The following is a 13,321-nucleotide window of genomic DNA, read 5'->3' on the forward strand; positions in this document are numbered from 1 at the left end:
GCATCGGGACGTTGGCCTCGATGACCATCCCGATGGCCCTCGGCGTGGGCGTGGTGTGGATGCTCTTCTTCCTGCTCTGGACAGGGTTGGGGATACCGCTGGGGCCGTGAGCGGCAGTGACGTCCGGGCGACCACCTGGTGCGCAGACTCCGTGGCAGGTCCGGCGCGATGACTCCGCCCTTGTCCGGTCATTCCACCACGAACAGCTCCTCGTTCGCCGGCGCCCCGCGCCTCTGCAAGGCAGTGGCGTGCCGGTTGGCGGAGCTGCCCCATGGTGGCAACTGGGCGCGATGGTCGGTGTCTCGCACTTGATCTGTCGCTCCAACAGCTGACGCAGGCCTTGGCAGGCCGGTTGCGCCCATCGGTCGCCCCCCCCACGGCCTCACACCCCCGCCAGCACCTCCCTCTGCGCCGCCTGCTTCTCCGCGATCCCGGCCCGGAGCTTCGGGATCAGCAGCTCACCCCAGTCCTGCACGTCGCCGAGCTGGTCGAAGCCGCGGATGAGGAAGTTCTCCACCCCCAGGTCCCAGTACTCCAGCAGCGCGTCGGCGACCTGCTGGCCGGTGCCCACGTGCCCGCTGGAGTTGCCCTGCGGGCCCATCAGCTTGGTGATCCCGAACCACAGCCGCTCGTCGTGGACGTCCCGCTCCTGCGCGAGGCGCTGGAGGCGGTCGGCGGAGACGGCGGTGGGCTCGCTCGGGGCATGGCGGCGCAGGCGCAGCGGGTTGCCCTCCGCGCCGGCCTCCTTGAGGGCCCGTGCCTGCTCGAGGTACGCATCGGCCTTCTCCCACGCGGCCTCCTCGGTCTCGGCGACCACCGGCCGGGTCGACAGCGAGAACCTCAGCGCCTCGTTGCCGGCGGCCGCGGCCACCCGGCGGATCTCTGCGGTGCGACCGGCCACCTCCGCCTTCGTCTCGCCGAACAGCGCGTAGACGTCGGCGTGCTCGCCGCCCACCTGCACCGCGTCCTCGGAGAGCCCACCGAACCACAGGGGGATCCCGCCGGGGCGCACCGGGTGCACGGCGCTCTGCGCGTCCTGGACCCGGTAGTGGTCCCCGGAGTAGTCCAGCGGCTCGTGGGAGGCCAGCGCCTGGCGCAGCAGGTCCATGAACTCGGCGGTGCGGCGGTAGCGCTCGGGCTTGGTGGAGAAGTCCCCGTCGCGCGCCTGATCGGCGTCGGACCCTCCGGAGATGTGGTGGATCCCCACCCGCCCGCCGCCGGAGAGCTGGTCGAGAGTCGCGAGCTTGCGCGCCACCACCGTCGGCGCGACGAAGCCCGGCCGGTGGGCGATGAGCACGCCCAGGTGCTCGGTCGCCTGCAGCACGGCGGAGGCGAGTGCGAACCCATCCGGCGAGGCGGAGGAGTACCCGATGAGCACCCGGTCGAAGCCGGCCTCCTCATGGGCGCGGGCGAATTCGCGGATCCACCCGGGGTCGACGGCGGGGCCGGTGACCGGATCGGTCTCGGATCCGCGCTGGGACGAGAGCATGCCGAGGATCTCTGCCATTGCTGACTCCTTCAGTGAGAGGTGGGGCGGGGCGAACGCGGTGCGCGAGCGCCCTCGAGGGTGGGGATCGCGTCGATGAGGCGGCGCGTGTAGGGGTGCCGGGGAGCGCCCAGCACCTCGGCGGCGGTCCCGCTCTCCACGATCCCGCCGTCATGGAGGACCAGGACCCGATCGGCGATCGCGCCGAGCGAGGACAGATCGTGCGAGATGAGCAGGATGCCGGTGCCGGCCCGGGCCGCGGCCTCGATCGTGCGGACCACTTCGATGCGGCTGGAGGCATCCAGTGCGCTGACCGGCTCATCGCACACCAGCAGCACCGGGTCCACGGCCAGGGCCCGCGCGATCGCGACCCGTTGCCGCTGACCGCCCGAGAGCTGGGCGGGCCGGGAGTCCCACAGCGAGCGGTCCAGGCCGACGGTGCGCAGGGCGTCCTCGGCATGCTGCGTGGCCTGGGCGGCTGGGAACGTCTGGCGGGCCCCTTCGAGCACCGAGTCCCGGGCGGTGAAACGCCCGTCGAGGCTGCGCAGCGGATCCTGGAACACGTACTGGGCGTGCCCGGCCCGGCGGAACGCACGCCAGCGTGCGCGGGTGTAGCCGCTGACCGCGTGGCCGTCGACGGCGACCGTGCCCCGGGTGGTGGGCACCAGCCCCAGCACGCTGCGTGCGAGGGAGGTCTTCCCCGAGCCGGATCCGCCGATCAGGCCCACCACCTCGCCGGGCGCGACCTCCAGGCTGATGCCATGGAGCACCTCCCGGTCGCCGTAGCGGAGGGTGAGATCGTGCACGGCCAGGGCCAGGTGCGGTGGGGCCTCGAGGGCCGCTGGGTGCTCGGGAGCCCGGGCGAGGTCGATGTCGGTGATCGCGGTGGTGGTCATAGCGGTGGTGCCTCCTTCTGTCGGGTCGGCTCGCCCGACGCCGCTCCGGCGGCGCGGACGGCCTCGATCCCGAACACGGTGTGGTCGGCGACGAGAGTGCGGGTGTAGGGGTGCTGCGGGGCGCGCAGGACGGCGTCCGTCGGCCCCTCCTCGACCACCACGCCGTGGCGGAACACGTAGAGGTAGTCGCAGCTGTGGGCCAGCACCGCCAGATCGTGGGAGATCATCAGCACCGTGAGCGCATGCTCGCGGCGCAGCCTGCGCACCAGGGCGAGGACTTCCGCCTGCACCGTCACGTCCAGTGCGGTGGTCGCCTCATCGGCCACGAGCAGATCCGGTTCGCCGCTCACCGCGATCGCCAGCAGGATCCGCTGCAGCATCCCGCCCGAGAGCTCATGCGGGTACTGGCCGGCCACCCTGGACACCTCGCGCAGGCCCACATGTTCCAGCAGCTCGGCGCGGGTGGCGGCCGCCTCGCTCCGGCTCAGGCCGAGCGTGTGGCGCAGCACCTCGTCGACCTGGGCGCCGACGCTCAGGTGTGGGGTGAACCAGGTGGCCGGATCCTGGAAGACGGTGCCGATGCGGCGCCCGTGCAGGTCCTTCCACGAGGCCTCACCCGCGGTGAGGTCGTGGCCGTCGAAGGCGATGCTCCCTCCGGTGACGGAGACGCCGTCGGGCAGGACGCCGAGCAGCGACTTGACCGTCATCGTCTTCCCGGACCCGGATTCGCCCAGGATCCCGACGCTCGAGCCGCGGGGGACGCGCAGGCTCACGCCGCGCACCAGGTGCGCATCGGAGGACTCGGCATGGACGTGCAGATCCTCGATCTCGACCAGTGCCCGGTCGGTCTCGACCTCCGCGCCGCCCGATCGGGGTTGCTGCAGCGGTGGGGTCGTGGTCGTCTCGGTGGTGCGCGCGCCGTCGGCGTCGTCGGTAGTGCTGGCGCGTTCGGAGAGCTCGGCGCCGGGTTCCTGCGCCGTCCCGGCGGTGCGGGTCCCGGCCCCGGTGCGCACATCGCGGAGCCTGTCGGCCAGGACGCCCAGCGCCGCCACCGTGACCATGATCGCCAGCGCCGGGCCCACCGGATTGGCGGGCCGCGCGGCGAGATAGGACAGATCGGCGGCGAGCATGCCGCCCCAGGTGGGGGTGGGCGGCTGGACCCCCACCCCGAGGAAGGTCAGGCTCGCCACCACCAGCAGGCTCGCCGCGAGCGCGCTCGCCGAGGTCACCAGCAGCACCGGCACGATCCGCGGCAGCACGTGGGTGACGACGATCCGCGGGACCGGGACCCCGAACAGCCGCGCCGCCTCCACGAACTGGGTGTGGACGGTCTCGAGCACCGCGGCCCGCACCACTCGGAAGTAGGTGGGCGCGGCCAGGATCCCCACGGCGATCATCGCGGCATGGATGCTGTTGCCCAGCAGCGCACCGATCGCCACGGCGAAGGTGATGAAGGGGAGCGCCATGAACGAGTCGAAGATCCGCTCGATCAGCCAGCGCACCGGCCGCACCGCGAAGACCGCCACCAGGGCCGCGCCGGTGCCGAGCACGAGGGCGATCAGCACCGCCTCGAGGGCGGCCAGCACGGACAGCCGGGAACCGGCCAGCAGCCGCGAGAGGATGTCGCGGCCGAGGTAGTCGGTGCCCAGCCAATGCGCCGCCGACGGCGCGGCCAGCACGTCCGAGGTGTTCTGCGCGAGCGGGTCATGCGGGGCGATGAACGCGCCGCACACGGTCAGGACTGCCACGACGCCGAGGACGAGCAGGGCCGCGAGGGCCGTCGGCCGGGCCAGCAGAGCACGGAAGGTGGTCATGCGAAGGTCCTCTCGGTGCGGGCGGCAGTGCGCTCCTCGGGGTTCAGCGCGGTCAGGAGGAGGTCGATCACGAAGGTGCTCAGCAGCACCGCCAGGACGGTCACCATCACCGCGCCGAGCACCACCGGCATGTCACCCTGGGTCGCTCCCTCGAAGGCCATCAGGCCCAGGCCCGGCAGGGAGAAGATCTGCTCGGCGATGATCGCCCCACCGATCAGCCGCGGCACCTGGAGGCCGACCACCGACAGCGCCGGGCCGGCGGCATGGGGCAGTGCATGGCGCAGCAGGATCCGTGCCTCGGAGTGGCCGCGCAGCCGGGCGCCGATCACGAAGTTCTCCTCGTAGGTCGACACCAGGGCGGTGCGCAGCTGACGGGCGATATCCGCTGCGGCCTCGAGCGAGAGGGCGATCGCCGGCAGGATGATGCAGGCCAGCCAGCCCGCCGGATCCTGGGTGAAGGGGACGAAACCGCCGGTGGGCAGGACCGGCACGGCCACGCCGAACACCAGGATCAGCATGATCGAGACCACGAACGGCGGCAGGGTCGCCAGCGTCGACGCGGCGAGGGTGACCGCGGTGTCGATCCAGCTGCCACGGTGCAGGGCGGCGAGGATCCCCGCACCTGCTCCGAGCGCGACCGCGAGCAGCAGCGCCAGGCCGGCGATCGACAGGCTCACCGGCAGGCGCTGGGTGATCGTGTCCGTCACCGCGATGCCGGTGAACCAGCTCGCGCCGAGGTCTCCCTGCAGCGCATCGCCGATCCACGTGAGGAACTGCACCACGAGCGGTCGGTCCCGGCCCAGCTCGTGGTCGAGCGCGGCGACCGCCTCGGCGGTGGCCGATTCGCCCAGCAGCAGCTCGGCCGGTTCCTGCTTCGCGAACGCGCCGAGCAGGAAGGTGATCGCGGCGGTGACCAGCAGCACCGGGACGGCGCGCAGGAGCGCGCGGGGCACGATGCGCCTCATGACCGCACCCCCACGCCCTCGAAGCGCTGCGTGTGCCGGCAGTGCGTGAAACCGGTGACCCGCTCGTTCATCGCATGGGCGCGGTTCCAGTTCGCGATCCAGGCGTGCGGGGTCGCACCGACCACGGCGAGCTGGGTCGCGGCCTGCAGGTTCGGGGTGTAGTCGGGGGAGTCCAGCGGGGTGCGGCGGGCCAGGTCGAGGGCCTCGTCGAAGCCGCTGGGATGCTGCTCGGAGATGTTCATCCACCCGTCCTCGTCATAGAGCACCTCGAGCGCCTGGACCGGTGATTCCCGGCCGGAGAAGGAGTACATGTACAGGGTGTAGGAGTGCGCCGCCTTCTGGCCGGAGCCCGGCGGCGCCATCTCCAGGGTGAGGTCGAAGCCCGCCGCGGCGGTCTGGGCCTGGATCACCTCGGCGATCCTTGACTGGGTGTCATCGCCCCCGTCGCTGAGGACGTGGAAGGTCACGGCGATCGGGTCGGTGTGCCCGGCCTCGGCCAGCAGACTGCGCGCCCGTTCCACGTCGTGGTCCCAGTGCCGGTCCAGCGCAGGGTCGTAGCCCTGCAGGTCACGGGTGAAGGGCTGCCAGTCCGGTTCGCCGTGCCCGAAGAAGACGCTCTCGACGATCGCGTCGCGGTCGATCGCGCGGTTGAACGCCTCCACCACCAGCGGGTCGTCGAAGGGGGCATGGCGATTGTTGACCTCGATGGTGTGGACGTTGAAGCACGTGCCCGTGGTGATCTCGAAACCGGCCTGCTCGAGCGGAGCGATCTGGGAGTCGTCGATATGGGCGATGTCGTACTGGCCGGAGCTCAGGCCCGCAAAGGTCACCGCCTCCGCCGGGCGCGGCACCACCCGCAGCTCGTCCAGGAGGATCTCCGCGGCATTCCAATGCGCCGGGTTCCTGACCAGGCGGGCGTGTGATCCGGGGATGTACTCGTCGAGCACGAACGGACCCGCCCCCACCGGCGCCACGTTCAGCTCGACGCCCGCGGCGATCGCGTCGGGCGAGACCAGATGGCCGATGAGACCGGCCAGCAGCAGCGGGACCTGGTGGTTCACCCCGGCCAGGTGCAGGGTCACGTCCGTCTCGGAGTCGGCGGTGATGTCCACGATGACCGCAAGGGACTGCGCGCTCGTGGCCCCGGGCAGGTCCCGGCTGCGCTCCAGCCCGGCCTTGACCGCCGCGGCGTCCACGGCGGCGCCGTCGCTGAAGGTCAGGCCCGGCCGCAGGTGGAAGGTCACGGCATCGCCTGCGTCGTTGTAGGTCCACGAGTGCGCGAGGTCCGGGGCGAGCTCACCGTCGGGATCCAGGCGGGTCAGACCCAAGTGGACGAGGGACAGGACGTGGACGTCGTAGCCGATGCCGCGGGCGGAGTCCCATGTGGTCGGCAGCCGCCACCCCCAGGTGAGGGAGTGGGGCAGCCCCTCAGAGTCCCCGCCGTCCCCGCCGAGAGCGGTGAGGGCACCTGACGCGGCGGCGCAGCCGGCCGTGAGGGCGGCGGCGCCGAGCAGCCCGCCGAGCATCAGGGCCCGGCGCGGCAGCACGTGCCCTCGCTGCGGGCCCGCTGCAGGGCTCTGCGGGGTCTGGAGAACCATCTGTGCCTCTGACTGGTCGACTGGATCGGAGACCGGGACATGGGACCCGGGCTGGCTCCCGAGGGAGCGCTCGGGTCACACCGTGGCACGGGAGAGGGTCTTCGCGCCGCGATTCGTTCATGGTTGTACTTATGGGGTCAATAAGTTTCACGAGGGTGCGGGGAAGGCGACACCGTGACGCAGGATGACGGGCAGCGATCAGAGAGGAACTCACCGCGATGACACACCGCACCGCTCCGACCCCGGAGCAGGAGGCCCGGACGACGCGGCCCCCAGCCGCCTCGACGAGCCGCGCCAGGGCGCTGGCCACGCGTCAGGTCCACGCCGGGTACACGCCCGGCGTCCCGCAGAACACGGTGGCCGTTCCCGTGTACCAGTCGGTGGCCTACGAGTTCGCGGACTTCGCGACCGCCCGCGACACCTTCGCCCTGAGCCGGCCCGGCAACATCTACAGCCGCAACGGGAACCCCACCAATGCGGTGCTCGAGCGCCGGGTGAACGACCTCGAGGGCGGCGCCGGTGCTCTGGCCCTCGGCTCCGGGCAGGCGGCCGTCGCCGTCTCCCTGCTGACCCTCATCGCCGCCGCGGGGCCGGGCACGCACCACTTCGTGGCCTCGAACAAGCTCTACGGCGGCACCTCGGACCTGCTCGGCGACAGCTTCGCCGATCTCGGCATCGAGGTCACCTTCGTGGATCCCCTCGACACCGAGGCATGGCGCGGGGCGATCCGCGACACCACTCGTGGCTTCTTCCTCGAGTCGATCGGCAACCCGGTGCTCACCGTGCCGGATCTCCGCGCGATCGCGGACGTCGCCCACGCCGCGCACATCCCCGTCGTCGTGGACAACACCATGGCCACCCCGGTGCTGCTGCGCCCCTTCGAGCACGGCGCCGACATCGTGGTGCACTCCGCGACCAAGTACCTCGGTGGCCACGGGACGGCGATCGCGGGCGTGATCGTGGACGGCGGCACCTTCGACTTCACCGCCCGCCCCGCGAGGTGGCCGCGCCTGACCGAGCCCTATCCCCGGTTCGACGGCATCGTGTTCACCGACGCCTTCGACGGCAGCGAAGGCCGCACCCCCTTCCTGGTCCTGGCCCGGGCCAAGAGCGTCCACGACCTCGGGCCCACGCTCTCGCCGACCAACGCCTCGCAGATCCTGCTCGGCATCGAGACCCTCGAGCTGCGCGTGCGCCGACAGACGGCGACGGCCCTCGAGCTGGCTCGCTTCCTCGATGAGCGGCACGAGGTGGCCCGCGTCCACCACCCCGGTCTGGACGGGCATCCCGAGCACGAGCTCGTGAGCAACCTGCTGCCCGAAGGGCTGGGCAGCGTCTTCTCCTTCGATCTGGCGGGCGATCCGGACGTCGTCGAGACGTTCATCGATTCCCTCGAGCTGTTCGCCCTGGTCGCCAACATCGGCGACGTGCGCTCCCTCGTCGTCCACCCCGCGACCACCACGCACTCCCGCCTGGACGAGGCGGGCCGGGCCGACGCCGGCATCGGCCTGACCACCATCCGCCTGTCGATCGGCGTCGAGGATCCCGACGACCTCCGCGCCGACCTCGCCCAGGCGCTGCAAGCGGTGGCCAGAGCGACCGCGGCCGCGACGGAGGCTCCCGCCCCGCACTGATCTGCCCCTCGCCCTCGGGCCCACCCGCGGGCGGCCCTCGGGCCTGTTGTCCACCCGCCCGGTCCTCGGGCCTGTATTCCATCCGCGCGCCGTCCGGGCGCGCACCCACGTCAGGAGAGACATGAGATTCGGCTACTGGACCCCGGTGTACGGGGGCTTCCTCCGCAACGTCGAGGACGAAGGCATGCCTGCCACTTGGGAGTATGTGCGGAAGGTGAGCACTCTCGCCGATCGCCTGGGGTTCGAGCTCACGCTCGTGCCCGAGCTCTACCTCAACGACCGCAAGGGGCCCGAGGCGCCGAGCCTCGAGGCCTGGTCGCTCGCGACCGCGATCGCCGCCGTCACCGAGAACCTCGAGATCCTCACCGCGATCCGCCCCGGCTACCACAACCCGCAGGTCACGGCCAAGAGGCTGTCCACGCTGGCGGACATCTCCGGGGACCGCCTCTCCCTCAACGTCGTCGCCGCCTGGTGGGCGGAGGAGGCCTCGCAGTTCGGTGGGGTCTTCCCCTCCCACGACGACCGCTACGTGCACTGCACCGAGTTCGTCAACGCTCTGCGGGGACTGTGGACAGAGACCCCGTACAGCCAGCACGGACGCTATTTCGACATCGATTCGACCGTGGTCGAGCCGAAGCCGGCCACGCTGCCCGCCATCTATGCCGGAGGGGAATCAGAGGGTGGGCGCGAGGCGATCGCGGCCTTCTCCGACTCCTACGTGACCCACGGCGGGACCGTCGACGAGCTGCGGGAGAAGGTCGCTGACGTCAATGCCCGCCGCGAGCGCCTTCAGGGCGCCGCCTTCGACTCCATCGGCATGAGCGCCTACGTCATCATCCGCGACACCGAGGTCGAGGCGCGCGCCGAGCTCGAGCGCATCACGACCATCAACCCGGACTCGCCCGGCTACGCGTCCTTCGAGCAGTTCACCAAGCACTCGAACCTCGACGTGGAGGTCTCCGCCCGTGAGTACTCCGTCGGCACCCGCGCGCTGCGCCCCGAGCTGGTCGGCACCCCTGAGCAGGTGGCGGAGAAGATCCGCGCCTACGAGGAGGCGGGCGTGAACCTGCTGCTCATCCAGGCCTCGCCGCTTCACGAGGAGCTCGAGCGGATCGCCACCGACCTCTTCCCGCTGGTCGGCAAGAACTGACATCTGCGTCATCGCGGTGGGCTGCGGACACGGGCTGAATCGTGGTCAGCGCTCGCCAGGGTCCGCTCCCGCCGGCGGCACCACGAACAGCTCCTCGTTGGCCGGCACGCCGCGCTGCGGGGCACCCTCGTCGGAGACGTACTCCCACTCGAACCGCAGGCCGTGCGCGGTGGTGATGTCCGTCCCGTCCATCAGCTGGAAGTGCACGTGCGGGTCCGAGGAGTTGCCGGAGTTCCCGCACTCGGCGATCTGCTGCCCCGCCGTCACGCGCTCGCCGCGCACCACCTGGACCGAGCCGCGACGCAGGTGCGCCAGCACGGCGACCACGGTGCCGTCGGGCGTGCCGCCGGTAGCCGGCCCACCGGCCGGCCCGTCGGCCTCGGCGCGCAGCAGCACGTGATTTCCCAGCAGATGCCGGGGCGTGCCCGCGCTGCGCACGACGCTCTCGATGAGCATGACGATCAGCCCGAGCGGGGACAGGCGCGTGAGGTGGTCCCGGCTGGTGCTGCGCGTCGCGACGACCACGCCGTCGAAGGGGGCGAGGACCGGCTGGCCGAACGACGGGAACTCCTGCGGCTGGCGCATCGGCGGCCACAGCCAGTCCATCGCCCGCGGCGAGGCGCCGGGCGGCTCATGCGTGATGTCGATGGCGTACGTCTGCGCGAGGCCGTGCGTGTGAGAGGGGACCTTCGAGGCGGGTGAGTTCAGACCCCGCCACCGCCCGGTCACCGGCACCTCGATCAGCAGCGGTGCCCGCTCCTGCGTCGGGCGCTGGCGGCGTGCACCCAGAAACTGTCCCATCAGCCCCAGCACCACGAGTGCCACGCCGGCCAGGTACAGCGGCCCGATCCCCTCGCCGAACGAGACCGTCACGATGATCAGCACCCCGCCGAGCACGAGCGCGGGGCCGGAGAGTCGGAGCAGTGAGGCCACGGGGACGCCTTGTCTTGAGAGGGGCCGGATCCCTGCACCGTACGTGCTGCGGGCCGCGCAGAAAACCCGTGGCCGGAGGGACGGGGCGCCGATACGGTCGGCACATGGACTCCGACGCCTTCGTCCCCGCCGACTTCGTGCCGCCCACTTCGCTGGCACACGAACGCTTCCGCCTCGAGCCGCTCGGCCCGCAGCACAACGCGGCCGATCTCGCCGCCTGGACCTCGAGCGTCGCGCACATCCGCGCCACCCCCGGCTACCCCGACGGCTCCTGGCCGCCGTCCGAGGGCATGACCCCCGAGCGCAACCGGCAGGACCTAGAACGCCATGCCGCCGACTTCGCGGCACGCCGAGGCTTCACCTTCACCGTGCTGGATCCGGCGGACGGCGACGTGATCGGCTGCGTGTACATCTACCCCACGCACTCGGAGGAGCACGACGCGGAGGTGCAATCCTGGGTACGGGCCTCTCACACCGAGCTGGACGAGCCGCTCGCGAACGCCGTCGCACAGTGGCTCGCCGAGGACTGGCCCTGGGACCGGGTGTACCGCTACGGGCGGTGACGAACGGCCCAGCGGGTGACTGCTTCCGCGCCGTCACTCAGCTCCCCGCCGCGGTACCGAGAAGACTCGGGCGGTCAGAGTCTCGCCGCTGCCTGACGGATCCGTCTGCGGAGCAGGATCGACGCTCCTGAGCCCGGGTGCCCGGGGGCTCTCCTGCCCGTCACGCCACCATCGGCCCGATCTGCTCCCACAGGGGCTGGGCCATCTCGCGGCTGAAGGTCTGCGTGAGGTGGTGCTGATCGCGGAACACCACGGTGTTCCCGATGATCGCGGGGCAGGTGGCGTCGTTGCAGAAGTACCGGGTGAGGTCCACGTACTGCGCGTCCGTGCCGGAGTGGGCCACGGCCTCGGCCTCCGCGGCGACGAGAGGCTCATCGAACGCGTCCTGGCGCGGGGCGGCGCAGCTGTTCGCGGTCTCGAGGTGCTTGGCCAGGCAGTGGTTCGGTGTCTGGACCTGGGTGGGCACGTCCCTCATCACCGCCACCTGCGGGCCGTCGATCCGGGTGATCGTCTCGGCCAGCCCCGCTCGCCACTGCGCGTCGGCGTCGGCGCCCGAACCCGGCATGAGCCGTTCGCGATTGTTGAAGCCGGCGAGGACCACCAGGTCCGGCTGCTCCGCCTCGATCCGGTCCAGCACCCCGTCGCGCCACTGCGCGCACGAGTCGTACGGCCGGTCCAGGAACTGCTGCTCCGTCTCGAGCGGCAGGCAGGAGTTCTTGGTGTTGCTGTCCAGCCGGATCTTCCCCTCGTCCGCGAGCTGTTCGAGGGCCGGATACCAGCTGGCGGCGTGGGAATCGCCCACCAGGAACACCAGCGGCGCCTCGGCCTCCTCCCCGATCCGGCAACCGCTGGGATCGGAATTCTCCTCGTCGCGGTGGCAGCCCGCGTCGTAGACGGAGGGGTTGTCCGCGGCGACCGCGTCGAGGGTGGGGGAGAGGTTCGAAGGGACGAAGTCCGTGCCCACGGGATCGAGGGCCTGCTTCTCAGGGGCCGCCGTGCGCTCGGAGGACACCGCCTGCTGGGGGACGGCGATGGCGATGCCCGCCGAGGTCGCGATCACCGCGAGCGATGCTGCGGCCGCCAGGGCGCCGGTCACCCAGGACGGTCGGCGCCTCAGGGAGGGCCAGCGCAGCACGGGCCGCTCGACGAACCGGTGCAGCAACCAGGCCAGCGGCACCGCCGCCGCTCCGAGCAGCAGCCGGATCCACAGTGGCAGGGGCTCCTCGGAGAAGGCGGCGGCCTGCGGGATCACCTGCAGCGGCCAGTGCACCAGATACAGCGAGTACGAGATCTTGCCCAGGAACTGCATCGGCGCGAGCCCCAGCACGCGCCCGGCATGCCACCGCCCCGGAGCGGCGCCGCCCACGATCAGGAGCACCGTGGCGAGCACCGGCAGCGCCGCGGTCCATCCCGGGAACGGGGTGCCCTCGTCGAAGGTCAGCGCCACCAGTGCCAGCCCCGCGAGCCCCACCCAGGCCAGCATGCCGGTGCGCTCGGCGCGCAGCCAGCGCGCCCCGGACCGCAGCCCGAAAGCGACCAGGGCACCCGCCCCGAGCTCCCAGGCGCGCGTGGGCAGGGAGAAGAAGGTCCACGGCTGGGAGACGTCCATCAGCAGCACGCAGGCGAGGAAGGACGCGGCGGTGAGCACCGCGGCACCGATCATCAGGCGCCGCTCGCTGCGCCGCAGCAGCCAGAAGCCTGCCGCCAGCAGCAGCGGCCAGAACAGGTAGAACTGCTCCTCGATGCCGAGGGACCAGTAGTGCTGGAACACCGAGGGGGTGGTCTCGGCGAGATAGTCCGTGCCCTCCTGCGCGAAGAGGTAGTTCGGCACATACAGCGCGGTCGCGGCCGCGCCCCGCAGGACGTCCTGCATCAGCAGCGGGGACATCCAGATCCAGGCCGCGAGCATCGTCAGGAGCGCGACCAGCAGTGCGGCCGGCAGGATGCGCCGGGCCCGCTTGGCGTAGAAGGCGCCGAAGCTGATCCGGCCCTCCCGCGCGAGCGCCTCCAGCAGGTGGGTGGTGATGAGGAAGCCGGAGATCACGAAGAAGACGTCCACGCCCACGAACCCGCCGGAAAGCACCGAGACACCGGCGTGGTAGAGCAGCACCAGCATCACCGCGATCGCCCGCAGCCCCTGGATGTCAGGGCGGAAGCCAGGCCTGTGCGCAGGGCCTGTTCGCGGGGCAGAGACGGCAGGGGCGGTCACGGAACTCCTCGGGATGGACAGCACCCGCGAGGATAACGAAAAGGTCACGGCTGGGCGGGGTGAGGCTCGGCGT

Annotated in this window: 10 protein-coding genes; 3 read left to right on the forward strand and 7 right to left on the reverse strand. The window is 71.6% G+C overall.

The features are described 5' to 3' along the window. Window positions 1-382: 382 nt before the first annotated feature. From ACT3SQ_RS15390 to ACT3SQ_RS15410, 5 genes are read right to left on the reverse strand one after another with little or no spacing between them, the layout of a single operon-like run. Window positions 383-1,507: an LLM class flavin-dependent oxidoreductase gene (locus tag ACT3SQ_RS15390; protein WP_444601341.1), complete on the reverse strand. Its 1,125-nt coding sequence runs from the start codon at window positions 1,505-1,507 to the stop codon at window positions 383-385. 11 nt (window positions 1,508-1,518) lie between these two features. Further along, a complete protein-coding gene (locus ACT3SQ_RS15395) occupies window positions 1,519-2,382 on the reverse strand; it encodes an ABC transporter ATP-binding protein (RefSeq protein ID WP_444601342.1) in 864 nt (287 codons plus the stop codon). Further along, window positions 2,379-4,196 (reverse strand): dipeptide/oligopeptide/nickel ABC transporter permease/ATP-binding protein, encoded by a 1,818-nt coding sequence (locus tag ACT3SQ_RS15400; protein ID WP_444601343.1) that lies wholly within the window; start codon window positions 4,194-4,196, stop codon window positions 2,379-2,381. The genes ACT3SQ_RS15395 and ACT3SQ_RS15400 overlap by 4 nt, the downstream gene beginning before the upstream one ends. After that, entirely contained in the window at window positions 4,193-5,161 is a 969-nt protein-coding gene (locus ACT3SQ_RS15405; protein ID WP_444592208.1) for an ABC transporter permease, read from the reverse strand. The genes ACT3SQ_RS15400 and ACT3SQ_RS15405 overlap by 4 nt, the downstream gene beginning before the upstream one ends. Next, a complete protein-coding gene (locus ACT3SQ_RS15410; RefSeq protein ID WP_444601344.1) occupies window positions 5,158-6,759 on the reverse strand; it encodes an ABC transporter substrate-binding protein in 1,602 nt (533 codons plus the stop codon). Before ACT3SQ_RS15410 ends, ACT3SQ_RS15405 begins: the two co-directional genes overlap by 4 nt. A 218-nt stretch (window positions 6,760-6,977) precedes the next feature. Between ACT3SQ_RS15410 and ACT3SQ_RS15415 the strand changes: the two genes are divergently transcribed. Both ACT3SQ_RS15415 and ACT3SQ_RS15420 read left to right on the forward strand, forming a co-directional pair. Continuing rightward, a complete protein-coding gene (locus tag ACT3SQ_RS15415) occupies window positions 6,978-8,393 on the forward strand; it encodes an O-acetylhomoserine aminocarboxypropyltransferase/cysteine synthase family protein (RefSeq protein ID WP_444601345.1) in 1,416 nt (471 codons plus the stop codon). Window positions 8,394-8,514: 121 nt separating this feature from the next. Continuing rightward, window positions 8,515-9,543 carry an LLM class flavin-dependent oxidoreductase gene (locus tag ACT3SQ_RS15420; protein WP_444601346.1) on the forward strand — a complete coding sequence of 343 codons (1,029 nt, stop codon included), beginning with the start codon at window positions 8,515-8,517 and terminating at the stop codon, window positions 9,541-9,543. Window positions 9,544-9,588: 45 nt separating this feature from the next. On the opposite strand, the gene ACT3SQ_RS15425 is transcribed toward ACT3SQ_RS15420, so the two are convergent. After that, a complete protein-coding gene (locus tag ACT3SQ_RS15425) occupies window positions 9,589-10,476 on the reverse strand; it encodes a M23 family metallopeptidase (protein WP_444592204.1) in 888 nt (295 codons plus the stop codon). A gap of 104 nt (window positions 10,477-10,580) precedes the next feature. Between ACT3SQ_RS15425 and ACT3SQ_RS15430 the strand changes: the two genes are divergently transcribed. Then, window positions 10,581-11,039: a GNAT family N-acetyltransferase gene (locus tag ACT3SQ_RS15430; RefSeq protein WP_442332925.1), complete on the forward strand. Its 459-nt coding sequence runs from the start codon at window positions 10,581-10,583 to the stop codon at window positions 11,037-11,039. Between the two features lie 160 nt (window positions 11,040-11,199). Here the strand turns inward: ACT3SQ_RS15430 and ACT3SQ_RS15435 are convergent, their stop codons facing one another. Further along, window positions 11,200-13,248 (reverse strand): acyltransferase family protein, encoded by a 2,049-nt coding sequence (locus ACT3SQ_RS15435; RefSeq protein ID WP_444601347.1) that lies wholly within the window; start codon window positions 13,246-13,248, stop codon window positions 11,200-11,202. Window positions 13,249-13,321: the final 73 nt, after the last annotated feature.

Source organism: Brachybacterium sp. AOP42-C2-15, assembly GCF_052377065.1.
Classification (GTDB): Bacteria; Actinomycetota; Actinomycetes; order Actinomycetales; family Dermabacteraceae; genus Brachybacterium.